Annotated in this window: 24 protein-coding genes and 2 tRNA genes; 13 read left to right on the forward strand and 13 right to left on the reverse strand. The window is 56.4% G+C overall.

The window, feature by feature from the left end:
* Window positions 1–78: 78 nt before the first annotated feature.
* From AC1DFB_RS08930 to AC1DFB_RS08955, 6 genes are all read right to left on the reverse strand, one after another.
* On the reverse strand, window positions 79–531 hold the full coding sequence (locus AC1DFB_RS08930; RefSeq protein ID WP_480922539.1) for a sarcosine oxidase subunit gamma: 453 nt from the start codon (window positions 529–531) through the stop codon (window positions 79–81).
* Window positions 524–3,457 carry a sarcosine oxidase subunit alpha family protein gene (locus tag AC1DFB_RS08935; protein ID WP_480922540.1) on the reverse strand — a complete coding sequence of 978 codons (2,934 nt, stop codon included), beginning with the start codon at window positions 3,455–3,457 and terminating at the stop codon, window positions 524–526. The genes AC1DFB_RS08930 and AC1DFB_RS08935 overlap by 8 nt, the downstream gene beginning before the upstream one ends.
* The gene (locus tag AC1DFB_RS08940) at window positions 3,454–3,717 is read right to left on the reverse strand and encodes a sarcosine oxidase subunit delta (RefSeq protein WP_170396281.1); all 264 of its coding nucleotides are present in this window, start codon (window positions 3,715–3,717) and stop codon (window positions 3,454–3,456) included. The genes AC1DFB_RS08935 and AC1DFB_RS08940 overlap by 4 nt, the downstream gene beginning before the upstream one ends.
* A gap of 55 nt (window positions 3,718–3,772) precedes the next feature.
* A complete protein-coding gene (locus AC1DFB_RS08945; RefSeq protein ID WP_170512810.1) occupies window positions 3,773–5,026 on the reverse strand; it encodes a sarcosine oxidase subunit beta family protein in 1,254 nt (417 codons plus the stop codon).
* Window positions 5,027–5,222: 196 nt separating this feature from the next.
* Window positions 5,223–6,653 (reverse strand): Glu/Leu/Phe/Val family dehydrogenase, encoded by a 1,431-nt coding sequence (locus AC1DFB_RS08950; RefSeq protein ID WP_170396277.1) that lies wholly within the window; start codon window positions 6,651–6,653, stop codon window positions 5,223–5,225.
* A 55-nt stretch (window positions 6,654–6,708) separates the two neighbouring features.
* A complete protein-coding gene (locus tag AC1DFB_RS08955) occupies window positions 6,709–7,023 on the reverse strand; it encodes a hypothetical protein (protein WP_170734619.1) in 315 nt (104 codons plus the stop codon).
* A gap of 54 nt (window positions 7,024–7,077) precedes the next feature.
* Between AC1DFB_RS08955 and AC1DFB_RS08960 the strand changes: the two genes are divergently transcribed.
* From AC1DFB_RS08960 to AC1DFB_RS08970, 3 genes are read left to right on the forward strand one after another with little or no spacing between them, the layout of a single operon-like run.
* Window positions 7,078–8,805: a Tad domain-containing protein gene (locus tag AC1DFB_RS08960; protein ID WP_480759024.1), complete on the forward strand. Its 1,728-nt coding sequence runs from the start codon at window positions 7,078–7,080 to the stop codon at window positions 8,803–8,805.
* Window positions 8,802–9,431 (forward strand): hypothetical protein, encoded by a 630-nt coding sequence (locus AC1DFB_RS08965; RefSeq protein WP_170403359.1) that lies wholly within the window; start codon window positions 8,802–8,804, stop codon window positions 9,429–9,431. The genes AC1DFB_RS08960 and AC1DFB_RS08965 overlap by 4 nt, the downstream gene beginning before the upstream one ends.
* The gene (locus AC1DFB_RS08970; protein WP_170403363.1) at window positions 9,418–10,008 is read left to right on the forward strand and encodes a hypothetical protein; all 591 of its coding nucleotides are present in this window, start codon (window positions 9,418–9,420) and stop codon (window positions 10,006–10,008) included. The genes AC1DFB_RS08965 and AC1DFB_RS08970 overlap by 14 nt, the downstream gene beginning before the upstream one ends.
* On the opposite strand, the gene AC1DFB_RS08975 is transcribed toward AC1DFB_RS08970, so the two are convergent.
* Window positions 10,005–10,475 (reverse strand): hypothetical protein, encoded by a 471-nt coding sequence (locus AC1DFB_RS08975; RefSeq protein WP_480759021.1) that lies wholly within the window; start codon window positions 10,473–10,475, stop codon window positions 10,005–10,007. The two genes, AC1DFB_RS08970 and AC1DFB_RS08975, sit on opposite strands and share 4 nt — an antisense overlap.
* Before the next feature lie 159 nt (window positions 10,476–10,634).
* Between AC1DFB_RS08975 and AC1DFB_RS08980 the strand changes: the two genes are divergently transcribed.
* Window positions 10,635–11,546, forward strand: coding sequence for a pirin family protein (locus tag AC1DFB_RS08980; RefSeq protein WP_480922541.1), 912 nt, complete (start codon window positions 10,635–10,637; stop codon window positions 11,544–11,546).
* A 7-nt stretch (window positions 11,547–11,553) separates the two neighbouring features.
* On the opposite strand, the gene AC1DFB_RS08985 is transcribed toward AC1DFB_RS08980, so the two are convergent.
* On the reverse strand, window positions 11,554–12,141 hold the full coding sequence (locus AC1DFB_RS08985) for a TetR/AcrR family transcriptional regulator (RefSeq protein ID WP_170734747.1): 588 nt from the start codon (window positions 12,139–12,141) through the stop codon (window positions 11,554–11,556).
* A 100-nt stretch (window positions 12,142–12,241) separates the two neighbouring features.
* On the opposite strand from AC1DFB_RS08985, the gene AC1DFB_RS08990 reads away from it, so the two are divergent.
* The 7 genes from AC1DFB_RS08990 to AC1DFB_RS09020 all read left to right on the forward strand — a co-directional run bounded on the left by AC1DFB_RS08990 (window position 12,242) and on the right by AC1DFB_RS09020 (window position 18,079).
* Window positions 12,242–12,490, forward strand: a complete 249-nt coding sequence (locus AC1DFB_RS08990) for a hypothetical protein (protein ID WP_170396262.1) — start codon at window positions 12,242–12,244, stop codon at window positions 12,488–12,490.
* 128 nt (window positions 12,491–12,618) lie between these two features.
* Window positions 12,619–13,905: a homoserine dehydrogenase gene (locus tag AC1DFB_RS08995; RefSeq protein ID WP_480922542.1), complete on the forward strand. Its 1,287-nt coding sequence runs from the start codon at window positions 12,619–12,621 to the stop codon at window positions 13,903–13,905.
* 71 nt (window positions 13,906–13,976) lie between these two features.
* Complete coding sequence (gene glpX / locus AC1DFB_RS09000) at window positions 13,977–14,960, forward strand: class II fructose-bisphosphatase (protein WP_170422349.1); 984 nt, start codon at window positions 13,977–13,979, stop codon at window positions 14,958–14,960.
* A gap of 90 nt (window positions 14,961–15,050) precedes the next feature.
* The gene (gene recJ, locus AC1DFB_RS09005; protein WP_480922543.1) at window positions 15,051–16,793 is read left to right on the forward strand and encodes a single-stranded-DNA-specific exonuclease RecJ; all 1,743 of its coding nucleotides are present in this window, start codon (window positions 15,051–15,053) and stop codon (window positions 16,791–16,793) included.
* A 108-nt stretch (window positions 16,794–16,901) separates the two neighbouring features.
* A tRNA-Glu gene (locus AC1DFB_RS09010) sits at window positions 16,902–16,976 on the forward strand.
* Between the two features lie 22 nt (window positions 16,977–16,998).
* A tRNA-Glu gene (locus AC1DFB_RS09015) sits at window positions 16,999–17,073 on the forward strand.
* A 214-nt stretch (window positions 17,074–17,287) separates the two neighbouring features.
* Complete coding sequence (locus tag AC1DFB_RS09020; protein WP_480705239.1) at window positions 17,288–18,079, forward strand: inositol monophosphatase family protein; 792 nt, start codon at window positions 17,288–17,290, stop codon at window positions 18,077–18,079.
* A gap of 4 nt (window positions 18,080–18,083) precedes the next feature.
* Here AC1DFB_RS09020 and AC1DFB_RS09025 read toward each other — a convergent pair whose 3' ends face one another.
* The 5 genes from AC1DFB_RS09025 to AC1DFB_RS09045 are packed head-to-tail and all read right to left on the reverse strand — an operon-like array spanning window position 18,084 to window position 23,487.
* The gene (locus tag AC1DFB_RS09025; RefSeq protein WP_480922544.1) at window positions 18,084–18,650 is read right to left on the reverse strand and encodes a histidine phosphatase family protein; all 567 of its coding nucleotides are present in this window, start codon (window positions 18,648–18,650) and stop codon (window positions 18,084–18,086) included.
* Entirely contained in the window at window positions 18,651–19,712 is a 1,062-nt protein-coding gene (locus AC1DFB_RS09030; protein WP_480922545.1) for an ABC transporter ATP-binding protein, read from the reverse strand. It lies immediately after the preceding gene.
* A gap of 11 nt (window positions 19,713–19,723) precedes the next feature.
* Window positions 19,724–21,937, reverse strand: coding sequence for an ABC transporter permease (locus AC1DFB_RS09035; protein ID WP_480922546.1), 2,214 nt, complete (start codon window positions 21,935–21,937; stop codon window positions 19,724–19,726).
* Window positions 21,938–22,963 carry an ABC transporter substrate-binding protein gene (locus tag AC1DFB_RS09040; protein WP_170422361.1) on the reverse strand — a complete coding sequence of 342 codons (1,026 nt, stop codon included), beginning with the start codon at window positions 22,961–22,963 and terminating at the stop codon, window positions 21,938–21,940. It lies immediately after the preceding gene.
* Window positions 22,964–23,022: 59 nt separating this feature from the next.
* Complete coding sequence (locus AC1DFB_RS09045) at window positions 23,023–23,487, reverse strand: NUDIX hydrolase (RefSeq protein WP_170396245.1); 465 nt, start codon at window positions 23,485–23,487, stop codon at window positions 23,023–23,025.
* Window positions 23,488–23,711: 224 nt separating this feature from the next.
* Between AC1DFB_RS09045 and AC1DFB_RS09050 the strand changes: the two genes are divergently transcribed.
* The gene (locus AC1DFB_RS09050) at window positions 23,712–24,566 is read left to right on the forward strand and encodes a DeoR/GlpR family DNA-binding transcription regulator (RefSeq protein ID WP_170403399.1); all 855 of its coding nucleotides are present in this window, start codon (window positions 23,712–23,714) and stop codon (window positions 24,564–24,566) included.
* Window positions 24,567–24,579: 13 nt separating this feature from the next.
* Complete coding sequence (gene phnD / locus AC1DFB_RS09055) at window positions 24,580–25,554, forward strand: phosphate/phosphite/phosphonate ABC transporter substrate-binding protein (protein WP_170396240.1); 975 nt, start codon at window positions 24,580–24,582, stop codon at window positions 25,552–25,554.
* Window positions 25,555–25,575: the final 21 nt, after the last annotated feature.

Here is a 25,575-nt window from a genome sequence, read left to right on the forward strand (position 1 = left end):
GTGCCTTCCATCGCCCTTTTCAAATCGTGAACCAATGTCTCAGCCATGGAACGGAAGACCATGATCTGAAACGCGTTCTCACCAACGCGCGTGATCAGAAGCGGTCATGTGGAACAGCAGGGTACGGGCGGTATGGCCGCGCTTGAAATGCACCTTACGCAGATCAACTGGCACCACACGCGCCAACACGTCCTCGACGTCGGCGCCCTCTAACCGGACCACAGTCCAGGCATCTGACTGGTCCACAATGGCTGCATTCTCGACCAGCGCCACATTTGGTAGAGGCCCGACCAGCATCGCATGCGCCGGGCCGAACCAGATTGCCCGTGCGCCCGCTTTGCCCGTCGCGCGGTTAGCCGACGGATAAGCCATCCCATGCGCTGCTTTCAAAGCTTCGGATAGCGTCTTTTGCTTACCCATGAGGGGAGAGATCGAATGGATCGCCCCCGCATTCTCTTCGCTGAGCGTTACAGAGCCGAAGGTCAAAGGCAGCAACCCGTCGCAGGGTGTTTTGGCGGTCAGATTATCCACGGACGCGCCCTCCTTCGGGGTCAAAGAAAACCGGGTTCACCACTTCACACAGGGTTGTCACGCCGCGCAGATGATCGACCATTTTCACGATTTCTCCATACCTCTCAGGCCCGTCCGCCAGGAAGCCCAAGCCCAACATCGTTTCCAGCGTCGGGGAATAACACACGGAGGTCAGATAGCCCTGATCATTGGTGCGCACCGGCTCGGCCTCTTCCCGATACAGATGCGCGCCCGCCAGCAATTCCTTGCTTTCGCCAATGGGTTTGAGCCCGACCAACCGCTCGCGCCCCGGCTCTTCAAGCCCCGGACGTTGCGACATGGTTTTGCCGATGCAATCCTTCTTCTGCGACACCATTCGGCCCATGCCGATATCATAGGCAGTTGTCCGTCCGTGGATCTCGGAATGCGTAATAAAGCCCTTTTCGATCCGAAGAACGTTCAGTGCCTCCATCCCATAAAGACCACCGCCCAGCGCTTCAGCCCGCTCGGTCAAAATATCAAACAGGCTCGAGCCATAGCGCGCAGGCACAGCGATTTCATATGCATGCTCGCCCGAGAACGAGATCCGGAACAAACGCCCCTGCACACCCAACACCGAGATCGATCCGCAAGCCATGAAGGGCCAGCTTTCTTCATCAAGAGGTGTGTCCAGCAGATCGTTCAACAATTCACGCGATTTTGGTCCGGCCACGGCAAACTGTGCCCACTGTTCAGTGACCGAGATGAACGAGACATCCAGATCAGGGCGCAGGCCCTGATGAACGAACTCCAGATGCTTCATTACATCGCCAGCACCTGCCGTGGTGGTGGTCATCAAGTAATGCATCTCTCCCAGCCGCGCGGTGGTGCCATCATCCATGACGAATCCATCCTCACGCAACATCAGGCCATATCGCGTTCGGCCAACTTTGAGGGTCGAGAACATGTTCGTATAAACGAAGTCCAGAAACGCCCCCGCATCCGGCCCCTGTATGTCAATCTTGCCAAGCGTCGAGACATCGCACACCCCGACGGCCTGACGCACCATGTTGACCTCACGGTCACAGGATTGCCGCCACGTGGTTTCTCCACCCTTTGGGAAATAGCTGGGGCGATACCACAACCCGGCCTCAACCAACGGAGCTTTCCGCGCTACGGTCGCTTTGTGCGAAGTGATAAAGCGTTGCGGCTTGAAACCCTTGCCTTCAGCCCCAGCACCCAGCGCGGCAATGGCGATAGGAGAATACGGAGGGCGGAACGTCGTGGTTCCGGTTTCGGGTATCGCGCGTCCGGTGACGTCCGCTAGAATGGCCAACGCCGCCACGTTCGAATTCTTGCCCTGATCCGTCGCCATACCTTGCGTCGTATAGCGCTTCATGTGCTCGACTGACCGGAAGTTCTCAGTCGCGGCCTGTTTGACGTCTTTCACTGTAACATCGTTCTGGAAATCCAGCCACGCGCGCCCTTTGCCGGGAACGGCCCAAAGCTGCGTGATCTCGTATGGCGTATCCTCGGCCTGCGGTGGCACAGTCTTCGAGGCCTTGTAGCCAAGATCGCCGAGCACGCCTTTGGCTGCCTCAATCCCTTCACGAAGGCAGGCTGTAGTTGAGAAAGATCCATTGCACGCACCCGCTGTCACCATGCCCGGCACGGCCCCCGGCGTTGGCACAAAGGCCTCGATCTCACGCTTCCAGATCGGGCGGCTATTCATGTGACACGTTAGATGAACCGAAGGATTCCAGCCCCCTGTCATGGCAAGGCAATCCGTGTGTATCCGTTCTTCTCCACTGGCGCGGCGCACTGTAATCGCCTCCAGCCCCTTACGGCCCGAACTGTTACAAACTTGCGCCCCGCGTAGAACCTCGTAATCGTCAGACAAGGGCGCGTCATGGCGGCTATCGATCACAGCCGCCACATGGACACCAGCATCCAACAAATCACGAGCAGTGCGATGGATATCGTCAGTATTTCCGAAGATCGTCACATTGCGGCCCGGGCTGACACCCCATCGGTTTAGATACGCCCGCACCGCGCCAGCGGTCATGATCCCCGGGCGATCATTGTTGCGGAATGCGACCGGGCGCTCCAGCGCGCCTGCCGCCAGAACTGACCGCTTGGCCACGATCCGCCAATAGGTTTCCAACGGCGCCCCGTTGGGGCGGTGATCCGTATGGTGAAAAACGCGTTCCAACGCCGCAAAGGTACCTTGGTCATAGGCACCTGCGATAGTGGTCCGGGTCATGATGCGGACATTGTCCATCGCGGCTAACTCGGCCAGCACTTCGTCAACCCAAACGGGACCCGGTTTTCCGTCGACCTCATAGGTCTCGGCCAGCAGACGCCCACCCACGCGACTGTTTTCGTCGGCCAGAATGACGTCCGCGCCGGCACGACCAGCGACCAGTGCGGCCATCAGCCCCGCAGGCCCTGCCCCGATAATCAGCAGATCGCAAAAGGCATAAGCGCTTTCGTACTTGTCGGCATTGTCTTCGCCCGACAGTGCTCCCAATCCGGCGGCACGTCGAATGATCGGCTCGTATAGCTTTTCCCAGAAGCTTTTCGGCCACATGAAGGTTTTGTAGTAAAAACCCGCGCCCAAAAACGGGGAAGCCAGATCGTTGATCCCCATCAAATCGAAACTCAGGCTGGGCCAGCGATTCTGGCTGCGCGCTTCAAGTCCCGGATAGATCTCTTGCATCGTGGCGCGAATATTTGGTTCTTGTCCTGCGCCTGCCCCCACGGTAATCAGCGCATTCGGCTCTTCGCTGCCTGCGCTCAGCACACCCCTAGGTCGGTGGTACTTGAACGAACGCCCCATCAGTCGTACGCCATTCGCCAAAAGCGCTGAGGTCAGGGTGTCGCCCGCATAGCCGCTATAGCTGGCACCATCGAAAACAAACGGAATCGACTGCGTACGATCGATAAGACCCTTTCCATCGATCCTCATGCCCGCTCCTCCGATGCCGGCTGCGCGTCGATCATCTCATGCGTTACCGTGTTTCGTGTGACCACGATCCATGCACCGCACCCGCCTTCGTGATACCAAAGCTCTCGTGTCGGCCCTGCCGGGTTTTCCCGTTGGTAGACAAAATCATCCCAAGCCGCCTCACCGGCATCCGGGGCCGGTCGGTCCAGATCCACTGCCGCCCCGCGATAGTAGAATTCGCGCCGATCCCGCTCGCCGCAATATGGACAGGTGATCCTCATAGCCGCGCGCCCTTCTTGATCTTTTCAATAATACCCAAATCCAACATCGCGCCCCTCAATGCAGATTGTGCTGAGAGCCCTTGCCCTCTTCATCGATAATCCCGCGCCCGGTGCGGAAACGATCCAGTCGGAAGCCGGTGGCATTCTCGTGATACCGATCCGTCGCAATCAGATGCGCAAACACATTCCCCGAACCCGGAACCGCCTTGAACCCGCCATAGTTCCAGCCGGCATTCAGATAGAGCCCGTCGATATCCGTCCGGTCGATGATCGGAGAGCCATCGGGCGACATATCCATGATCCCGCCCCAGGATCGCAGCACCCGCGCCTTGCCGATCATCGGCATCAGCGCCATCCCGGCCTCCATCACGCTTTCGACGGTGGGCAAGTTACCTCGCGCCGCATAGGAGGCGTAAAAATCCAGATCACCGCCAAAAACCAGCCCGCCCTTATCTGACTGGCTGATATAGAAATGCCCCATGCCAAACGTCACCACATGATCGATGCAGGGCTTCAGACCTTCGGTCACGAAGGCCTGCAAGACATGGCTTTCAATCGGCAGCCTCATTCCAGCCATCGCCGCCACCTGACCTGAACGCCCGGCAGCAACCATCGCCACCTTCTTGGCCCGGATCGGCCCGCGCGAGGTCTGAACACCGCGAACCACGCCATTCTCGATATCAATACCGGTCACTTCGCAGTTCTGGATCAGATCCACGCCGCGCTGGTCCGCTCCGCGCGCATAGCCCCAGGCCACTGCATCGTGTCGCGCTGTACCTCCGCGCGGGTGGTAGAGACCGCCATACAGAGGGAACCTAAGGTCATCGAAATTCAGATAGGGCACCATCCGCCTCAATTCATCGCGATTGAGCAGGATAGCATCGTCACCCTGACTGATCATCATGTTGCCCCGGCGCGCAGCGGCATCACGCTGCCCGTCCGAATGGAACAGGTTGATGATCCCGCGTTGCGAATGCATGACATTGTAGTTCAGATCCTGCTCAAGACCTTCCCACAGCTTCAATGAGTGCGAGTAGAACTCGGAATTGCCCTGCAAAAAGTAATTCGCGCGCACAATGGTGGTGTTGCGCCCGACATTGCCCCCACCGATATAGCCCTTTTCCAGAACAGCGATATTGGTCAGACCATGTTCCTTGGCCAGATAATAGGCCGTGCTCAACCCATGACCTCCGCCGCCGATAATGACGATGTCATATTCGGATTTCGGTTCAGGCTCGCGCCAGTGCGGCGTCCAGCCTTTGTTGCCGGTCAGGCCCTCTTTCAGGACACGTAAGCCGGAGAAACGCATTCAGAACTCCCTACAGGTGTGTCGGCATCAAACCAACTTCACCCAGCAGTAACAACGCCGGAATCCGGTTCCACTCCTGTTTTCGACGAAAACTTGTCGCTGGGCGACCAATCCACACACTCTGACGACTTCGACCTAAATGAAAAATGGCCAACCCGATGGTTGGCCACTCAAGAATCTTCTGTTGTCTGTGCGCTCAGAGGCCCTTGGCGCGATAGCTTTTTGAGACGCGGTCGATCGCAACGATATAGGCCGCCGTGCGCAGATCGTCGACATCTGCGCGATCATGCCAGACTTCGCTCATCGACTGATAGGCAATGCGCATCGTGTCATCGAGACCAGAACGCACCAGCTCCAACTCGCCAGCGCCCTTTAGGTACTTGGCCTTGAAATCCGGAGACATCGACCAAGCGTCACCCAGATACCGATCCAACCGTTCCAGTTCGCTGACGATCAACTCATGCCGAGCTTCTTCCTGACGCCGCTGCATCCGGCCAAAACGGATGTGGCTGAGGTTTTTGACCCATTCAAAATAGGACACGGTCACACCACCGGCGTTTGCATACATGTCAGGAATGATCACCGTGCCTTTCTTGCGCATGATCTCATCAGCACCCGCCGTGACAGGCCCGTTGGCGGCCTCGATGATCAGTGGTGCCTTAATACGTTCGGCGTTGGATAGGTTTATTACCCCCTCCAGCGCCGCCGGAATCAGGATGTCACACTCGGCTTCAAGTACCGCGCCGCCCTCGGCGGAATGCGTGGCGTCGGGATAGTCCTTCACGCCGCCATGCTTGACGATCCACTGCCGCACGGCTTCTACGTCGATGCCATCGGGATTGTACAGTGCGCCATCCCATTCGATGATGCCGACCACACGCGACCCGTCTTCCTCGCTGAGGAACTTGGCTGCGTGATAGCCCACGTTACCCAATCCCTGCACGACGACGCGCTTTCCGTCCAGCGTGCCTGACAAGTTCGCCTTCTTGACGTCTTCCGGGTTTCGGAAGAATTCGCGCAACGCGTATTGGATGCCGCGCCCGGTTGCTTCGACCCTGCCCGCGATGCCCCCCGCGTTCAGCGGTTTACCTGTCACACAGGCTCGCGCGTTGATATCGGTCGTATTCATCCGCGCATATTGGTCAGCCATCCACGCCATTTCGCGCTCGCCTGTTCCCATATCGGGCGCAGGGACGTTCTGAGATGGGTTGATCAGATCGCGCTTTGCCAGCTCATAGGCAAAACGACGCGTGATCTGTTCCATCTCATGTTCTTCATACTGGCGAGGATCAATGCAAAGGCCCCCTTTCGAGCCACCAAAGGGCGCTTCGACCAGTGCACACTTGTAAGTCATGAGCGCAGCCAGCGCTTCGACCTCATCCTGGTTCACCGCCAAGGCATAGCGAATGCCACCCTTTACCGGCTCCATATGTTCCGAATGAACCGAACGATATCCGGTAAAGGTGTGGATCTGCCCCCGCAGACGCACCCCGAACCGAACGGTGTAGGTGGCATTACAAACCCGTATCTTCTCTTCTAGCCCGGGCGGCAAATCCATCAGAGACGCCGCTCTGTTGAACATCAAATCAACACTCTCACGAAAGCTGGGTTCTTTAATGCCGGTCATAAAATCCTCCGTGCCGGTAGACGAGATACGTCATGACTTTTTGTCGCACTGCTTGCTAAATACCGCAATCAGTAACTGCACGTATTTTCATCAGTTTGTGAACTTTACTTTTTAGCTCCATTGGTGAGTCGGGCGTTAACGAAAGCCGCGCGATTGTCCAAAGTAGCGAAACAAAACCGTCAATAACACCGGGAATAAAGCTGAATCTCTTTAAAAACGAGCAACATAGTGTCCACTGCGCCCAAATCTCGCCACGATCCGTGGATAAATTATCAAAGTTGCGAAGTGCTGGCATCAGTGTGCCTGATCGACCGAGGAACCAATTATGCGCAAGTTTGATTTGAAAGCTCAATTCAACCGTCTCTGCCACGAAAACAGATGCTCGCGGCACTTGCGTCACTTTGTTTCTTCGACAGAAGGCACGATGACAATACTCGCAATGTTCCTAGTCATGATGGTTTTTACCGTGGCCGGGTTTGCCGTCGACGTCATGCGGTATGATCGCGAAAGGGTTAGGCTACAATACGCACTGGACCGCGCGGTCCTTGCCGCAGCTGACCTGGACCAAGAGCTTTGCCCACGTGTCGTAGTGAATGATTACATCCGCAAAGAAGGCTTCGATACGGATATCATCAAAGATATCAAGGTCGAGCCTGAGACATGTACTACGAACGACGACGGAACGGTGTCTCAGGTTGCCGAACTTGAAGGAAAACGGAAAGTCGAAGCCAGCGCCGATATGAGTATCGAAACACATTTCATGAAATGGAGTGGTGTCGACTCTATTGATACAACCGCCACCAGCATCGCCGAAGAATCGATTGGTAATGTCGAAATCTCTTTGGTCTTGGACGTGTCGGGTTCGATGCGTGGTACGAAGCTTACCAACCTCAAAAGTGCCGCTGAGGACTTTATTGATGAAATGATCCTGAAGTCGGAAGACGGCAGATTGTCAATCTCAATCGTGCCCTACTCGGAACAGGTCTCGGTGCCCGACTATCTAATGGATGCGATTAACACGATCGGAGCTAACGAAAGAGCCAATTGCATCGACTTCCAGCCTTCGGATTTCACAACGACCGACTTCAACTACTACGACATCGTGGATGACGGCGGCAACATCATCAGACCTGGGGACTATGTCCCACAGACTCTTCATTTCAAGGATAATGGTTCTAGCGACAAAAGGTTCAGCGATACGCTGGTAAGCAGCAATACCTGTCGCCTTGAATCCGACACCGACCGTCGAGAGATGACCGTAATCCAGAACGACCCGGACATTTTGAAGGGTCAGATCCAGAACCTTGTGGCAAGCGGCTGGACTTCAATCGACGTAGGTCTGAAGTGGGGTCTGACCTTGCTTGATGACAGTGTTCAACCGCTTATCGCTCAGATTGCAGACAGTTCTGAAATTCCGAACTCATTTGCGATCCGACCGGCTCCGAACAAGACCTCTGACACTCTTAAGGTTCTAGTGTTGATGACGGATGGTGAAAACACTTATCAACACAAAGTGAATCCGCCTTACAATGACGGCCTCTCGGACATCTATTGGAATGAAGATGCCGAAGTGTATTCTATCTACGATGAAGAGTATGACCGCTGGGCTTGGCCTAATGTCGCCACAACTGTACGGGACAGTTCGTACAGGCGCTGGACCCGCGACAAATACCAAGATCATGCCTATGGCGATGAGACTTATATACGCTACCGCTGTACGGATTACTACAACGGCACCTGCTATTCGATGGACAGATCGCAAACACGCGAAGACTCCGAAGGGCTTTCAACAGATTCCGATCCGGTAGAACTGGAATGGCCTGACGTCTGGGCGCACACGGAAAAGTATGCAATTCGGAATATGTTGCGTCACGCTTATGGCTGGGATCGCGGCGACGAATTTGCATCAGACTCTACAACCGAAATTGGTCCATCGACCAAAAATCCAAACGTTGTGGATCTTTGCAATAAAGCCGAAGAAGAAAAGGTCATCATTTTCTCCATCGCCTTTGAAGCCCCGTCCGGCGTTAAGCAAATGTTGAAAGACTGCGCGGTCAAAGATGCGCGGTACTATGAGGCGACTGGTACACAAATCGAGCGGGTTTTTGACTCGATCAGCACCTCCATTCAGAATCTGAGGCTGACCCAATGATTACGACACTGCGGAAGCGGCTGCGTAGATTTTACAATAATGAGGATGGAAACTCGACTATCGAGTTTATGTTCTGGTTTCCTTTCTTCCTCTATGTCGCTTATTCCGGCATGGATCTGGGACTGCAATCCTTTCATCACGCCGATCTTGAACGGTCTCTGGACATAACAGTCCGAGAGGTTAGGCTCAATCGCTTGCCAGAGGGTGAAACTGAATGGGATCATGAGCTTCTCAAAGAAATGATCTGTGACGAGGCAATGATCACAAATTGCTTGGAAGACTTGGCGCTTGAGATGACTCCTATTGATCCACGCGTCGGCAATCCCCTGGACAACCCTTCTTATTTGAACCCTTATTGTGTCGACACGCCAGCGACTGTCAGGCCACCCGAGAATGTCCTTTTTGAATCGGGCACTTCAAACGAGCTGATGATCATCCGCGCTTGTCTTGAAGTCTCACCTGTCTGGGGTTTCACGATGATTGGCGGCCTTGCGAAACAGGACCCCGACGGTCAATGGGAATTGCATGCGACGACAGTGTTCGTACATGAACCATTCGGTGGGTCATCAAGCTCCCCAGACGAAGATTCGTCTGAAACTGTGGATGTAGCCGATGCCTCGAACTAAAAAATCAATTCAGGACTTTGCCAACGCGTTGCTCGTTCGCTTTCTGAAACGAGAAGAAGGTTCGATTACAGTCGAGGCGGTCCTGATCGTACCGCTGGTGTTTTGGTCGATTTTCGCGTCTTACACCTATTATGACAGCTATCGTCAAAGCGCCCGTAACATCAAAGGGGCGTATGCAATAGCTGACATTATTTCTCGCGAAGACAGCGACATGAATGTGAAATACGTTGACACCTTGTACAACCTTCTAGAGTCGATGGTCTATACGAGATCTCCGGTGTCTATGCGCGCTTCTTACATTGAGTATGATGCTGATGCCGATGCCCACAACGTAGTTTGGTCTTGTACACGGGGTGAGAAGTACATTCAGTTGACAAACACGGAGATCGTAAAGATCAAGCACCGAATTCCGGTCATGCCTGACAACGGATCCATGATTATCGTCGAAACCAATAATACTTACAGAGCTCCATTCCGGTTTGCGCTCGATTTTGCTGACTTTGAGATGGACAACTTTGTGTTTACGCACCCGCGTGTTTTTGACCAGGTCGTCAATACCCCTTGCACGGTGAGCTAATCCCTTTCCGCTAGAATCCCCGACAGCATTTCCGACATGTATTTGGTCTCGGCGGCGGCTGTCATGCCGCCTATGCCAATCCTTCGTCCGACACGCCACCAAAGACCGGGCGCCCACTGGTTTGAGCTTCGTGCATGAGTGATTACCAAGAAGCCATTTGATGGCTTAAATGCGAACACGCCCCGGTCTACGCCTTCGACATCCTCGATATTGCAGATCACCTGCCCCGAGCCTGTGCGCAATTGGGATTGGGTCAGCTCGATCCTGTCTTCGGTCGCGTACCACATGCGACGGGCTAACCAGAACGCGGCTGCCCCGGAAACCAGTAAGAAGACCTGCCAGCCAAACTCAGGCGGCGATGCCAACGCGACGTAAATGACCAACGCCCCGACCGTGACCAGCATCCCTACCCCAGTCCAGCGCCGCGGTGCCGAGGCCGCGACCGTAGCCAGCACTTCTTCTTGCATATTGTTCTCCTGATTGTCCGCCCGCTTTAACCGCTTTGATACGCAAAGGACAGCACCGCGTCACCTGTCTGAGCATCTTCGCACAGCTTCAGTGTTCCTGCGCAAATTGACTGCCTCAGGCCGACGCATAAGTTCCGGTCAAAGGATCAGGAGGCGTTTATGTCACTCAGACCAACTTTGGAATTCCGCAAGGCGGTCCCGACAATGGAAGGCGCGGGCGTCAAATTGCACCGGGCGTTTGGGTTTCAGGACCCGTCGGAACTGGACCCGTTTCTGCTGTTCGATGATTTCCGGAATGACAACCCATTGGACTATATGGCCGGTTTTCCGTGGCATCCGCATCGGGGCATCGAAACGATCACTTATGTCCTGTCCGGTACAGTCGAACACAGCGACTCGCTGGGCAATAGCGGCACGCTGGGTGCCGGAGATGTCCAGTGGATGACCGCCGGGTCAGGTATCCTGCATCAGGAAATGCCCAAGGGGTCGGCCAGCGGTCAGATGCATGGGTTCCAGCTGTGGGGCAATCTGCCATCAGATCAGAAAATGGCCGCCCCGCGCTATCAGGACGTTCAAAGCACTGATATTCCAGAAATCATCGATGATGATGGGACAAAGGTCCGTGTGATTGTCGGCACATTCTGGGGACGCACGGGCCCAGTGGACGGTATCGCTGCCGATCCGCAATACCTGGATATCAGCATACCGGCAGGGGTGAAAAAAACCATTCCGATCGACACATACCGCCGGGCCTTCGCCTATATCTTTGAAGGCAGTGCTGCCTTTGCTGATGCGTCTCAGCCAACCGGTATTCTTTTGGAAAAAGAAGTTGCCGGGCAAGAGGTCAACATCCGCGACATGTCAGGAGACAGGACGTTGGTTCGGTTCGGGACCGGAGACGAAATCACGGTTCAGGCCGGGCCCGAGGGTGTGCGGTTTCTTTTGATCTCGGGCGCTCCGATCGATGAACCCGTGGCGTGGCATGGCCCGATCGTGATGAACACTCAGGCGGAATTGCAGCAAGCGTTTCGGGAGTTGCGGAACGGCACTTTCATCCGACCTGCCCACTAAGGGCGGGTCAGGCGGTGACCGCTTTGCGGACCATGTCCCAATACACCTGCTCGACCTCATCCAGCGACAGGCGGCCACCGCTGCGATACCAAGTGATCACACCATTCAGCATGGCAATCACCGCTAATGTGGCGATCTTGGTATCGGTGACCGAAAATTGACCCGATTGCTGCCCGTTACGAAGAATATGCTCTAACGAGTCTTCGTAACGGCGGCGCAGGGCCTCGATTTCGGCAAAGTTTTCGGGGTTCAGATTGCGCAGCTCCATATAAGCGATGAACACCTCGTCGGGGCGCTGCAAGTGAAAACGAATGTGGAACCCGACAAACTGGCGCAGCGCGTCTTGTGGATCCTTGAACCGGTCAAGTTTGTCATAGGCGGCCATCAGATCCTGCATGTGATCGCGCATCAGCCGAAACAGCAGGCTCTGCTTGTCAGGGGTGTAATTGTAGAGCGCCCCGGCCTGCACCCCGACCTCGCCTGCGATCTGCCGCATTGAAACCGCAGCATAGCCATGACGGGCAAACAGCCCCAGTGCCGCCTCGCGAATGCGGGGGCCGGTGATATCGGAATGAGAGCCTTGAGTACGCGCCATGCGTTGATCGTATATGAACAGACGTTCAGATAGAACCCCGCTTGAACCATTCCGACAAAACGTGCATCACGGGATACACGCTGCGACCCGAAGGACTGCGATGAAGCTTTTGCTGCCCATTCTCTTTGTGCTGGCCACCGCCGGCTGCGCAAATATCCCTGAGTTGGAAGGCAGCGAAACCGCCGCATTGCGCAAGGCACCCTACCCCAAGCTTATTGCTTTAGATCCCGCCCTCGGTCCTCCGACCGATCCAATCAGCGAAGCGGAAGAGGTAGAAGAAGACCTGACAGCACGCAGCGAAGCGTTGGCGGAAAAGGCCGAAGCGCTGCAGAATGCCGAGATTAACTAGGAATTCGGTCACGTCACTAGCTTCAAAAGATTAGACGGATTGCACCCCTGCCTCGAACCCGCTAAGGCAGCCCGCAAAGGACACTTCGCCATTGCGGGCGGTATTGCGAGCAGAAAGGACCCAAGGGAATGACACAGGCGCTGAGGCTTGGAATTGCCGGATTGGGAACCGTTGGCGTGGGTGTGGTCAAAATTGTGCGTCGTCATGCCGATTTGTTGCACGCCCGCACCGGGCGTCGCATCGAGATCACCGCAGTTTCGGCCCGTGATGCCAGCAAGGACCGTGGCGTAAACCTCTCGGATTATGCATGGGAAACCGATCCCGTTGCATTGGCCAAACGCGAAGACATCGATGTTTTTGTCGAACTGATGGGCGGCGAGAACGGCCCCGCGAAAGCTTCGGTCGAGGCGGCGCTGACCAGTGGCAAGGATGTCGTCACCGCAAACAAGGCGCTGCTGGCGATTCACGGGCAGGAATTGGCGGAATTGGCCGAAGCCGCAGGGCGTGTAATTCGCTTCGAAGCGGCTGTCGCGGGTGGTATCCCGGTAATCAAATCTCTGACCGAAGGACTGGCGGGTAACGAGATCACGCGTGTCATGGGCGTCATGAACGGTACCTGCAACTATATTCTGACCCGGATGCAATCGCAGGAGTTGGGCTATAACGCCCTGTTCCAGGAATGCGCGCAGCTTGGCTATCTTGAAGCTGATCCCAATCTGGATGTTGGCGGCATCGACGCGGCGCACAAACTGGCGCTGCTGTCTTCGATTGCCTTTGGCACCAAGCCGAATTTCGATGGGATCGAGATCGAGGGCATTCAGCATATTAGCCTCGATGACATCCATCAGGCCCACGACATGGGGTATCGCATCAAGCTGTTGGGTGTAGCACAGCGAACGGCGCGCGGACTGGAACAGCGGATGCAACCCTGTCTAGTGCCGAGCAATTCTCCGCTAGGTCAGTTGGAAGGCGGAACAAACATGGTTGTGCTGGATGGGGACGCAGTTGAACAAATCGTTCTGCGCGGCCCCGGTGCCGGTGAAGGTCCCACTGCCAGCGCGGTGATGGGCGACGTATGCGATCTGGCGCGAGGCTTGCATATACCGACATTTGGCCGCCCCGCGACGACCCTGCAAGACGCAGCCTCCGCCGTTACTGGCTTACCTGCACCCTACTATCTGCGGCTCGGTCTTCTGGACAAGCCCGGCGCTCTGGCAAAGGTCGCGGCGATTCTGGGCGATGCTGGCGTCTCGATCGACCGGATGCGGCAGTATGGGCACACAGAAAGCACAGCGCCTGTGCTGATCGTGACCCACAAAACCACGCGGGCGACGCTGGACCATGCACTGGATGGCCTGCGCGCCACCGATGTGGTGGCCGGAGAACCCGTCGCCCTGCGTATCGAACAAGTCTGACCCCTTGCGGCCTATGCTGCGCGCAGGCTATGCCGGATAAAACGCCTTAGCTGACCAAAGGATATGCGAAGATGAACGCTGCCAAGATCGATTTCAACGACCGCCTGCTGTCTCTGGGCCTTGCACGGGTGGCAGAACAGGCCGCGCTGGCGTCCGCCTCTCTGGTTGGCCGGGGTGATGAGAAAGCTGCCGATCAGGCTGCCGTCAACGCTATGCGTGAACAACTGAACCTTCTGGACATTGAGGGTGTCGTTGTCATTGGTGAGGGCGAGCGTGATGAAGCGCCGATGCTCTATATCGGCGAAGAGGTTGGCACTGGTAACGGCCCGGGCGTAGACATTGCGCTGGACCCGCTTGAAGGCACAACCCTGACCGCCAAGGATATGCCTAACGCGCTGACTGTCATTGCCATGGGCCCGCGCGGCTCAATGCTACACGCTCCGGACGTATACATGGACAAACTGGCCATTGGTCCGGGCTTTCCCGAAGGTGTCGTAAGCTTGGACATGAGCCCGCGCGAGCGAGTTGAAGCGCTGGCCAAGGCCAAAGGCTGTGAGCCCGCGGATATTACCGTATGCATATTGGAGCGTCCTCGCCACGAAGCGATGATCGCAGAGGTGCGCGATACCGGCGCCTCGATCCGCCTGATCACCGATGGCGATGTCGCGGGTGTGATGCATTGCGCCGAAAGCGAAGTGACCGGCATCGACATGTATATGGGTCAAGGTGGTGCGCCCGAGGGTGTGCTTGCCGCAGCCGCGCTGAAATGCATGGGCGGTCAGATCTTTGGCCGCCTGTTGTTCCGTAATGACGACGAACGTGGCCGGGCGGCCAAGGCGGGCATCACAGATCTGGACCGTGTTTATGCGCGCGACGAGATGGTAACGGCGGATGTCATCTTTGCTGCTACTGGGGTCACCGGAGGTTCACTGCTGCCGCGCATCAAGCGGGAACCGGGTTGGGTTGAAACAACGACGCTGCTCATGCGATCAAAAACGGGCTCGGTGCGGCGGATGTCCTACCGCACGCCGATGTGGCCACACAATGAAGCATAGCGGCTTGCGCCAGCGCCTTCAGCAAGAGTATTCATAAAAGACCAAGAGGCCGGATCCGCAGGGGTCCGGCCTTAGTGCATGAGGTGAGATGTGGCATTTCTGGGCGTAGAGCAATCTCTGACGGGGCGACGCTGGATCGGACCGGGGATTGAGGTCGAGCGGTCAGCAGAAATGATGGCGCAGCAGACAGATCTGCCTCGCGCCGTCTGTCAGGTTTTGGCACGGCGTGGTGTTCCGGTGATGGAGGCCGCCGGTTTCCTGGAACCCAAGTTGAAGGAACTGCTGCCCGACCCACGATCGATGAAAGATATGGAAGTCGCTGCGGCCCGGTTTCTACAGGCTGTGAGCAAGCGCCAAAAGATCGCAGTGTTTGCTGACTATGATGTGGACGGGGGCAGTTCGGCTGCGTTGTTGTTGGTGTGGCTGCGCCAGATGGGGCTTGCCGCGACGCTTTATGTGCCTGACCGGATTGATGAAGGCTATGGGCCAAATGTGCCTGCAATGCAGGCGCTTGCGGCTAGCCATGACCTGATAATCTGCGTGGATTGCGGAACGCTGAGCCACGAACCTATCGCGGCGGCGAAGGGTGCGGATGTGATCGTTTTGGATCACCATTTGGGTGCAGAAACCCTGCCGGATTGCGTCGCGGTGGTGAACCCGAACCGACAGGACGAAAGCGGCGATCTGGGCTATCTCTGCGCTGCTGCGGTGGTGTTCCTGATGCTGGTCGAGGCGGGTCGTCAGTTGCGTGAGGCCGGGGCCAAGGGGCCGAATCTGATGGCAATGCTCGATCTGGTGGCGCTGGCCACGGTGGCGGACGTTGCGCCGTTGATCGACGCCAACCGGGCGCTGGTTCGACAGGGCCTGAAAGTGATGACCCAAAGGCAAAGGCCTGGTTTGGTCGCGTTGTCAGACGTGGCGCGCATGGATACCGCGCCCAATAGCTATCATCTGGGGTTTCTGCTGGGGCCGCGCGTCAATGCAGGCGGTCGCATTGGTCAAGCTGATCTTGGCGCGCGGCTGCTGAGCACGGACTCGATCACTGAGGCCGAAGCCTTATCCGAGCGGCTGGATGCCCTGAATTCGGAACGGCGCGAGATCGAAAACGCGGTCCGCGCGGCGGCTTTGGCGCAAGCCGAGGACCGTGGGTTGGATGCGCCGCTGGTCTGGGCCGCAGGCGACGGTTGGCATCCCGGCGTGGTAGGTATCGTTGCTTCGCGGCTGAAAGAGTCGGCAAACCGGCCCGCTATCGTGATCGGGTTCGACGGGGATGAGGGCAAAGGTTCAGGCAGGTCGATCTCGGGCGTTGATCTGGGCGCGTCGATCCAGCGACTGGCTGCCGAAGGGCTGCTGGTCAAGGGTGGTGGCCACAAGATGGCGGCCGGTCTCACGGTGATGCGTGATCAGTTGGAGCCTGCAATGTCGCGCCTGTCCGAGCTTCTGGCCAAGCAGGGTGCAGGCCAAGGCGGTCCCGCCGACTTGAAACTGGACGGGGCGCTGATGCCCGGGGCCGCGACAGTCGATCTGATCGAACAGGTAGAGAAAGCGGGTCCTTTCGGGGCCGGTGCCCCTGCCCCGCGCTATGCTCTGCCTGATCTGCAAGTGCGCTTTGCTAAACGCGTGGGCGAAACACATTTGAAGCTGTCACTTTCGGATGGAATGTCTGGCGGACTGGATGCCATCGCCTTTGGCGCGTTCGACGGCCCGTTGGGGGATCGCCTGTCTAATCACGGCGGTGCGCGGTTCCATTTCGCGGGTCGGCTTGAGGTGAATACCTGGGGCGGACGACAGAGCGTGCAGCTGCGGCTGGAAGACGCGGCAGAAGCTGTCTGACAACCGTTTCAACGCCGCTCAGGAACGGCCAAAAAAGTTTCACAGCCTTGCGTTTTTCGTCTTGCGGGGGGGAAGGTAAACCGTAAAAGGCCCTCCACAAGCCAGCGTGGCCCGTTCGTCTATCGGTTAGGACGCCAGGTTTTCAACCTGGAAAGAGGGGTTCGATTCCCCTACGGGCTACCACTTGTGCTTGTCTGGTCTAAATGGCCCGTTCGTCTATCGGTTAGGACGCCAGGTTTTCAACCTGGAAAGAGGGGTTCGATTCCCCTACGGGCTACCATTTTCTTCAATGCTAAAATCGTTCCCGGCGACGTATTCTTACAGCATCGTGTTTAGCACGAAATCTGCGCGCCCCGTTTTGAAGACGCGAAATGCGGTTGAAGGCACGCCTGTCAATGGCTGCCCCGGACCGAGTTCACCAGCATTTGGTATTTGCCATTCCATCACCAAGCCTGCACAGTTTTGGCCAACAACAGATATGATTTGGATTCCCAATGGATTACCTCAAAGAACGCAAAGACTTCGCGATCGCGATCTGCAAGGAAGCTGGCACAATCGCCTTCAGATATTTCTCCGACCGGGGCGGTTTGATCGTCGATCAAAAAGGCGCACAGGATTGGGTCAGCGAGGCAGACCGGAATGTCGAAACCTTCATCCGCCAGAGGATCGCCGAGGCTTGGCCCAACGATGGCATATTTGGCGAAGAGCATGGTGAAACACAAGGTTCAAGCGGATTTGACTGGGTGATCGATCCAATCGATGGCACCACGAATTTCGTCAATGGCATTCCGGCCTGGACCATCGTTCTGGCGGGCGTCGCTGAGGAAAATACCGAGATCGGTGTAATCCATGACCCAAATATCAATGAGACCTTCGTAGCCTCGCGCGGAGGCGGGGCAACACTGAATGATGCGCCAATGAGGGTCGCTTCGGGTGTTGCGCTGCATCAAGGAACGGTGGCAGTGGGTTATTCGAACCGGGTGGATAACCGTAACATTGTTCCAATCGTCGCGAACCTGATCGAGCGTGGGGCCATGTTTCACAGAAACGCCAGTGGCGCGCTGTCACTGGCCTATGTCGCAGCGGGCCGGCTGCTTGGCTATGTCGAAGAACATATGAACGCCTGGGATTGTCTGGCTGGTCAATTGATGATTGCGGAAGCAGGCGGCGTGGTCGAAGATCAGGACGCAGGCGCAATGATCCGCAACGGCGGTCGGGTGATCGCTGGTACTCCGGATGTGTTTGATACTTTGCGTGAAATCTCTGAGAACGCATGGCAGGCCTGACAATCTAGTCGATTGAGCGCCATCCGCTCAGCGGTTTGAGGTCCGTTAGATCGGCTTGCCAATAATGGCCTTGCCCGGGCTGATCATACCTCCGATCAATGGGGTGGCCCGACAAGGAGCACCACAGAAGGGTCCCGACGGCCCCATGGGTAACGATGGCGAGGTCACTGCCATCATGCGTTTCGATAATTGAAGTTACTGCTTGGTTTATCCGCCGCTGGGCGGCAACGGCAGTTTCCCAGCCGCGAAAACTGGTGTTGGGGTGGGCAAAAAATGCGTCAGCGGCAGCTTCGAACCGGTCACGCGGCAGAAAACCGGTGGCGCTTCGATCATTCTCGCCAAGTGCGGCATCTTGTTTTATCCGCAGGCCTCGGGGCGCGGCCAGGATGTCGGCCGTCTCGCGGGCCTTTTGCTCGGTGCTGGCCCATAGGTGGGTAACCTCTGCAAAAATTCCGCTGGTTGCGAAGGCCGCAGCGCGGCGGCGGCCTACCGCGCTAAGCCCCCAGTCCTGAATGGGGATGTTCGGGTCAATGATGACCTCGGGGTGCGTGATGATTAGAAGACAGGGCATCTATTCGGGCAAAAGCACCGGACCTTTCTCGGCGAAGGCCATCTGTACTTCTGTACCCGGCTCTAGCGGCGCATCGACATCGTCATGGACTGCAAAGACCTGTCCGAACGCACCGGTCAGAGTGTACTCCATTCGGACACCCACATAGGTGGCTTTGGAGACGGTCGCTGCAACCCCTTGCGCGGCTCCGATCACAAGTCGAGAAGGCCGGATGGCGACGGTCGCAGGCCCTTCGGTCAAGCCACGGGATGCCAAGGTATGGCGGTAGCCTTCGATCTCGATGGTGGCCATGTCGCCGTCGACCGAGATGATCTGGCAGGCAAGCAGATTGGCCTCACCAATAAAATCCGCAACGAAGCGATCATTTGGGGCGTCATAAAGCTGGCGAGGCGTGCCAATCTGGGCAATCGCGGCATTCCGCATCACGACGATTTCGTCGGACACCGCCAGAGCCTCTTCCTGATCGTGTGTCACGTAGACGACGGTCAGGCCAAGGTCTTGCTGAATGGCCCGGATGTCCTCGCGCACCTGGCGGCGTAATTTCGCGTCGAGGTTCGAAAGCGGTTCATCAAACAACAGCACCTGTGGTTCCAACACTAAAGCCCGCGCTACAGCGACGCGCTGCTGTTGGCCACCAGACAGTTCTGACGGGAGACGGCCGTCAAAACCTTTCAGGCCAACCAACTCTAAACCGTCCAACGCGCGGCGGCGGGCCTCGTCTTTAGTAAAGCCCGAGAACGTGAGGCCATACATCACGTTCTCAAGCACGCTCATATGAGGAAACAGCGCGTAGGACTGGAACACCATGGATACGTCGCGGTCCGTCGCGGGCAGTTTGGTCACATCGCGATCCCCGATGGTGATCTTTCCTGAGGTGGCCATTTCGAGCCCTGCGATCATCCTCAGCGTCGTCGTCTTGCCGCAGCCTGACGGGCCCAACAGCGTGACCAGTTTTCCTGCATCGACATTCAGGTCAATATTGTCGACGGCAACGACATCCTTGCCAAACATCTTTGTGACGGACTCGAACCGAACCGGCGCGGCTTTGGACTGCAGGCTCATGTCAAACTCTCCTAAACATTGGTCCGCGACTGCGTCATTCGTCGCCCGATCTTGGTCCGACCCACGATCAGCTGCATCAGGGCAACCACTGACAGCATCACAAAGATCAGTGTGGTGGAATAGGCGATGGCGAGACCATAGTCGTTATTCTCGACCCGCCCGATGATATAGCTGGTCGCCATGTCATATTCCGCGCTGACCAGAAAGATCACGGCCGAAATCGCCGTCATGGCCCGCACGAAGCTGTACACAAGCGCCGCAAGAATTGCCGGGCGCAGTAGTGGTAGGATGATCCGCCGGAAAGTCTGCCACGAATTTGCCCCGAGGGTCAGAGATGACTCGTCAAGACTGCGATCCAGTTGCGACATGCTGGCGATGCCGGCTCGGACACCGACCGGCATATTGCGGAAGATGAAACTGACAACAAGGATGACACCCGTGCCCGTGATCTCGATCGGTGGCACGTTGAAGGCGAGAATGTAGCTGACACCGATCACGGTACCGGGGATGGCAAAGGACAGCATGGTGCCGAACTCAAAAGCGTCTTTGCCTGCGAAACTCTGCCGGGTTAGTAGATAGGCCGTCACGAGCCCAACTGCAGCCGTAAGCGGCGCGGCGATTGCGGCGATTGTTATGGTGGTCCAGAAACTGTCCCATGCGGCCCCTGTCCAGCGAATTCCTTCCGACTCGAACCGAACCGAGAAGGCAGTGACGTAGTGCTTGAACGTCAGGGAATTATTGACTCCCCACAGTTCAACCACGCTGCCGTAGACGATCATGGCGTAGACGACGATGGTAAACACGGCCCAGCCAAGGGCGACGGTTAGCACCGGGATGGAAAGGCCGGTTGGCATCAATGGATGTACGCCAGCGTCACCTTTGCCCGTGACTGTGGTGTAGCTTTTCTTACCCAGCCAGGCTCGCTGCGCGTAGAAGGCTGAAAGCGTGAAGAACAGAAGCACCATGGCCAGAACCGCAGCGCGGCCTTGATCGTACTGGGCGCCCACGATGGCAAAGAATATCTCGGTCGATAGCACGTCAAAATTGCCACCCAGCACAAGTGGGTTGCCGAAATCGGCCATGCTTTCGATGAAGCCCAAAAGGAAAGCATTGGCGAGGCCCGGGCGCATCAGCGGCAGGGACACGGTTTTGAACGTCTGCCATCTATTCGCGCGCAATGTCTGGGCCGCTTCTTCCATCGAGGGAGACACCCCTTCAACGACGCCAATCAGCACAAGGAAGGCGATGGGTGTAAATGCCAACGTCTGCGCAATCAGAACACCCGGCATGCCATACAGCCAGCGAGTGGGTTGGGTGCCGAATAATTCGGCAAAGAACTGCGTTACTGAACCCGACAATCCAAACAGCAGGATCAGCGCTAGGCCGATCACGAACGGTGGCGTGATAATCGGCAGAACCGTCAGTGCGCGCAACGCACGCTTGTACCGAAAGCCCGAGCGGGTCACGACAAGCGCAAAGCACAAGCCGAGCGCAGTGGTGATGAAGCCGACGAGGATGGCCAGAAACAGTGAGTTCCATGCCGCCCCGCATCGCGCACCCCAGAAACAACCCAACCCCCATAGCCGGTCGTCAAAGAATTTCGAGAAGAACACTGCGATGGAGTACGCGCCTTCTTCCGTCACAAAGGCAGCGAACAGCATCTTGGCGATGGGAAAGAATACAAAAGCGGTAACGATGGTGATCACACCGCCGATGGCGCTGACGACGAAGACGTCTCCGTTAATCGCCCCGCGCGCAGCAACACCTTGGGTCAGCAGGAACAGAAAACTCGACGCGCAGATCATCGCGCCATAACCCATGCCGAACTGCCGGTCCCCGAGTTCTCCAAACACCGACTCCAACCAATCGAAATTGTAGCCTCGGATTCCGATGCTAAAGCCTTGTGCGATTAGCCAGCCGAAGCCCAGCGCCCCTGACAGGATCAGAATGCGCGCATAAAGCGGATCTGATTTGGCGCGCCTCAATACCAAAAGCGGCAGCAGAAGAGCGATAAGAAGCGGCGCAAGCCACAGCTTTTCACCCTGCCCAATTAGAAAGGCAGCAGGCGCATAATCTTCGTCGAAAGGGTAGCCGTCCAGCAGCCACTCGAACGACCACAGGCCACCGTCAACCATGTACCACGGCAGCAGGCAGAATCCGACCCACCCGGCGATGACCCAGAAGATCAGAACCGGATGGGTCGTTTTTGTCGTGTCGTCAGTCATTTACTGCGGCAGTACCGAAACCTCTTCGTCCCATTTCTGCAGCAAGCGCTTGCGCTCATCCGACGAGCCGTATTTCTTGAAGTCATAGTCGATCAGCTTGATCTGGCTCATGTCAGGCGCGCTTTCCGAAGTTTCAGCACCTTTGTTTGACGGCACTTGGAAGGCATTTACCTGAAGGGCGAGGTTCTGCGCCTCGGGCGACAATGCCCAGTCATAGAACTTCTTGGCCTCATCTTCGTTGCGCGCGCCTTCGATGATCGACATCGAACCGATTTCGTAACCAGTACCTTCACATGGCGCGACGACTTTGATCGGGAAACCCGATACCGCCTGCTTTACTGCGTCATGCATGAAAACGATACCAATTGTATTCTCGCCTCGACCAGCAGCCTTGATCGGTGCCGAGCCCGATTTGGTGTATTGGTTGATGTTCGAATGTAGCCCCTTCATGAACTCAAATCCTTCGTCCTCGCCGAAGATTTGCACCATCGAGGCCAGAGTCGTGTAGGCCGTACCTGATGAGTTCGGGTTCGCCATCTGAACGTGCCCCTTGTACTCGGGCTTCAGAAGGTCCTTCCAGCAAGCAGGTTCGGGAAGGTTGTTCGCGGCGACAAGATCGGCATTGTAGCCGTAACCAAGCGCACCTGAATAGATGCCGATGGTCTTGTTACCAGCGCTTTCCGCCTGAGAAATCGCCCAATCATGAAGCTGGTCACGCATCGGCGACATGTATTCCATCGTCAAGCCCTCTTCTGCGGCCTGCAGATGCGGATCACCCGTTCCGCCCCACCAGACATCACCCTTGGGGTTGGAGCTTTCTGCACGGATCTGAGCAAATGTCTCACCTGAGGATTTACGGGTCATATTGACGTCAATGCCAGTCGCATCTTCGAAACTGCGCGCCATAAGCTGGCACCAATCCTCTTGCGCAGAACAATAAAGTGTCAACTTGTCAGCCTGTGCCGCTGACATCGATGCGGCAAGGGCAATAAGCGATCCCAACGTTGTGGATGTAAATTTCTTCATTGATTTCTCTCCCTTTAAGTTCACTGCGTCCGGATTTCCCGGCTCTTATATGCCCTTCCTCATGCGGCCTTTCGCAATTTTTCGATAACAGCCAACGTCTCTTGATTATCTGACAGGCTCTTTAACAAACGCGCCAGTTCTTTCTCTTCGACAAGCTTTGCGGCCTTGGCAGGTGAGAACCAGTGGCGCTTGCGTTCGTCGCGTTCCTTCCAACGGCGTTTGAGCCGTTCCACAATCAACGGATAAAGCGTTACGCGGCAAGGCACGCTGCTTTTACCCTCGTATCGCTTGTCATAGTGAAAGCACCCGATCGATTTCTTGGAGATAAAGCCAACCGCTCCGGCCTCTTCCAAAGCTTCGATTTCAGCGGCATGCCAAGGCTTCTTACCATCCATCATCCAACCTTTGGGGATGACCCACCGCCCCCGGTCACGCGAAGTGACCATGAGAACCCGCAGCTTGTCGGACTTGTCCCATCGCACTGGAAGCGCACCGATCTGATCTGTGAATTCGGTCTTGCTCATGCGCGCGCTCTTGGCTCTGGCACTACGCAAAGGGCAATGGCAACACATACGTGCTGTTGAACAAGGTGGCTACATCCAGAACGCCGGTGCACTTCGATTGCTACGCCTCGAAATAGAAACAGTTCTTTGAAGTCTCACAATGAATCGTGGGCTTTGCAACAGAAATTGTTGCAAAACGACTGAAACGCCACAAAAGTGAGATTGAAACCGAGTCGGATTGCCAGATGCCCAAAGCGGAAACGCGCGATAAGAAAACCAACAAGGGCCAGAGTCGGTTCAAGAAATCCGACCGCCGCCGTGAGATATTGTTGGAGTTGAAGCTTCGCCCGCACGTCCGGATCAGCGAATTGGCGCAGCGTTTCAATGTTTCGGCGGAAACGGTGCGCAGGGATTTTGATGCCCTGGCCGATGATGGGCTGATCTCGCGGGCGCATGGCGGTGCCTCTGCCCCGATACAAGGACGTTATCCAAGTCTGGATGAGCGCACCCACGCCCGCCTTGATGAGCGTGAAAAGATCGGCAAATGCGCAGCTGACCTGATTCAGGAAGGCGAGACGGTGATGATCGATTCCGGCTCAACCACGATCGAGATGGCCCGTATGTTGGCGTATCGGGGCATTCACTGCACGGCAATTACGAATTCGATACCGGTGGCCATGACCCTTGGTCACGCACCCGTTGAAGTCATTTTATGCCCAGGCGAATATCTGACCGCCGAGTCCGCCACGATCGGGACAGATACACTGGATTTCCTGTCTCGTTTCAACGTCGATCGCTGCATGATTGGCGCGTCCGGCCTGTCAGAAGAAGGGCCGTCAGAAACCGTGCGCGGTTTCGCAACCGTCAAACGGATGATGCTGGCACGCGCCGCGACGCGACATCTTCTGATCGGGTCCGAGAAATTCGACCGCAAAGGTTTGACCCGTGTGGGCGACCTTGACGGGCTGAATTCAATCGTAACTGATACCAAACCAACAGGGGATTTGCTTGGCGCGATCAACGACGCCGGGGTGAAGATTCTTGTCGCTGAGCAGTCCTTGCAAAGAACGACAAACCGTGGACAGAAAAGCCACGCATGACTGGGAGGAAGAAATGAAATTTGATATCAAACTACTGATCGGAGCTTCCGCAATCGCGCTCTTGTCACTGTCGGGCACGGCTTCGGCGCAAGACTGCCCGCGCGGTGATCTGGATGCGCGGTTCTGCGATGCCGATGGCGATCTGATCGCGGATATCCCCGCTGATCCTGCCGATCAGATTGATCCTGATACTCTGATCTTTGCCTACACCCCGGTTGAAGACCCTGCCGTATACAAAACTGCTTGGTCGGACTTTCTTGATCATCTGAAAGCGGAAACTGGCAAAGACGTTGTTTTCTTTCCAGTTCAGAACAACGCGGCCCAGATTGAGGCCATGCGTTCGGGGCGTCTGCATATTGCGGGCTTCAATACCGGTTCAAACCCGTTGGCCGTGAACTGTGCTGGTTTCCGACCCTTCACGATCATGGCGTCGAAAGACGGAAACTTCGGATACGAGATGGAGATCATCACCTATCCCGGTTCAGGCATCGAAAAGGTTGAGGATATCAAGGGCAAGCAATTGGCCTTTACTTCTCCTACTTCGAACTCGGGCTTCAAAGCGCCGTCAGCGATCCTGAAAAGCGACTTTGATCTGCTACCCGAACGCGATTTTGAGCCGGTTTATTCGGGCAAACACGACAACTCGATCTTGGGTGTCGCCAATAAGGACTATCTGGCTGCCTCGATCGCTAATTCGGTCAAATCGCGGATGATCTCGCGCGATGTGATCAACGAAGACGACGTCATCACGATCTACAAGTCGCAGACCTTCCCGACGACAGGCTTTGGAACCGTGTACAACCTGACGCCGGAACTGCAGGAGAAGATCCGCAATGCCTTCTTCAGCTTCGACTGGGAGGGAACGACGCTTGAGGCTGAGTTCTCGAAATCGAATGAAGGTCAGTTCCTTGAGATGACCTATCAGGAGTTCTGGGACGTCATCCGCAAGATCGACGCGGCCAACGGCGTTTCCTACGCCTGCCAGTAATCGATACTACATCCAACGGGC

The sequence above is a fragment of the Ruegeria sp. S84 genome (genome assembly GCF_056583445.1).

What these genes read in the sequence shown, in the direction of transcription:
- AC1DFB_RS08935 (WP_480922540.1), bottom strand. Translation starts at nt 3,457, where the DNA reads ATGAGGATCGATGGAAAGGGTCTTATCGATCGTACGCAGTCGATTCCG.
- AC1DFB_RS08940 (WP_170396281.1), bottom strand. Translation starts at nt 3,717, where the DNA reads ATGAGGATCACCTGTCCATATTGCGGCGAGCGGGATCGGCGCGAATTC.
- AC1DFB_RS08945 (WP_170512810.1), bottom strand. Translation starts at nt 5,026, where the DNA reads ATGCGTTTCTCCGGCTTACGTGTCCTGAAAGAGGGCCTGACCGGCAAC.
- AC1DFB_RS08950 (WP_170396277.1), bottom strand. Translation starts at nt 6,653, where the DNA reads ATGACCGGCATTAAAGAACCCAGCTTTCGTGAGAGTGTTGATTTGATG.
- AC1DFB_RS08960 (WP_480759024.1), top strand. Translation starts at nt 7,078, where the DNA reads ATGACAATACTCGCAATGTTCCTAGTCATGATGGTTTTTACCGTGGCC.
- AC1DFB_RS08965 (WP_170403359.1), top strand. Translation starts at nt 8,802, where the DNA reads ATGATTACGACACTGCGGAAGCGGCTGCGTAGATTTTACAATAATGAG.
- AC1DFB_RS08970 (WP_170403363.1), top strand. Translation starts at nt 9,418, where the DNA reads ATGCCTCGAACTAAAAAATCAATTCAGGACTTTGCCAACGCGTTGCTC.
- AC1DFB_RS08975 (WP_480759021.1), bottom strand. Translation starts at nt 10,475, where the DNA reads ATGCAAGAAGAAGTGCTGGCTACGGTCGCGGCCTCGGCACCGCGGCGC.
- AC1DFB_RS08980 (WP_480922541.1), top strand. Translation starts at nt 10,635, where the DNA reads ATGTCACTCAGACCAACTTTGGAATTCCGCAAGGCGGTCCCGACAATG.
- AC1DFB_RS08985 (WP_170734747.1), bottom strand. Translation starts at nt 12,141, where the DNA reads ATGGCGCGTACTCAAGGCTCTCATTCCGATATCACCGGCCCCCGCATT.
- AC1DFB_RS08990 (WP_170396262.1), top strand. Translation starts at nt 12,242, where the DNA reads ATGAAGCTTTTGCTGCCCATTCTCTTTGTGCTGGCCACCGCCGGCTGC.
- AC1DFB_RS08995 (WP_480922542.1), top strand. Translation starts at nt 12,619, where the DNA reads ATGACACAGGCGCTGAGGCTTGGAATTGCCGGATTGGGAACCGTTGGC.
- glpX (WP_170422349.1), top strand. Translation starts at nt 13,977, where the DNA reads ATGAACGCTGCCAAGATCGATTTCAACGACCGCCTGCTGTCTCTGGGC.
- AC1DFB_RS09020 (WP_480705239.1), top strand. Translation starts at nt 17,288, where the DNA reads ATGGATTACCTCAAAGAACGCAAAGACTTCGCGATCGCGATCTGCAAG.
- AC1DFB_RS09025 (WP_480922544.1), bottom strand. Translation starts at nt 18,650, where the DNA reads ATGCCCTGTCTTCTAATCATCACGCACCCCGAGGTCATCATTGACCCG.
- AC1DFB_RS09030 (WP_480922545.1), bottom strand. Translation starts at nt 19,712, where the DNA reads ATGAGCCTGCAGTCCAAAGCCGCGCCGGTTCGGTTCGAGTCCGTCACA.
- AC1DFB_RS09035 (WP_480922546.1), bottom strand. Translation starts at nt 21,937, where the DNA reads ATGACTGACGACACGACAAAAACGACCCATCCGGTTCTGATCTTCTGG.
- AC1DFB_RS09040 (WP_170422361.1), bottom strand. Translation starts at nt 22,963, where the DNA reads ATGAAGAAATTTACATCCACAACGTTGGGATCGCTTATTGCCCTTGCC.
- AC1DFB_RS09045 (WP_170396245.1), bottom strand. Translation starts at nt 23,487, where the DNA reads ATGAGCAAGACCGAATTCACAGATCAGATCGGTGCGCTTCCAGTGCGA.
- AC1DFB_RS09050 (WP_170403399.1), top strand. Translation starts at nt 23,712, where the DNA reads ATGCCCAAAGCGGAAACGCGCGATAAGAAAACCAACAAGGGCCAGAGT.
- phnD (WP_170396240.1), top strand. Translation starts at nt 24,580, where the DNA reads ATGAAATTTGATATCAAACTACTGATCGGAGCTTCCGCAATCGCGCTC.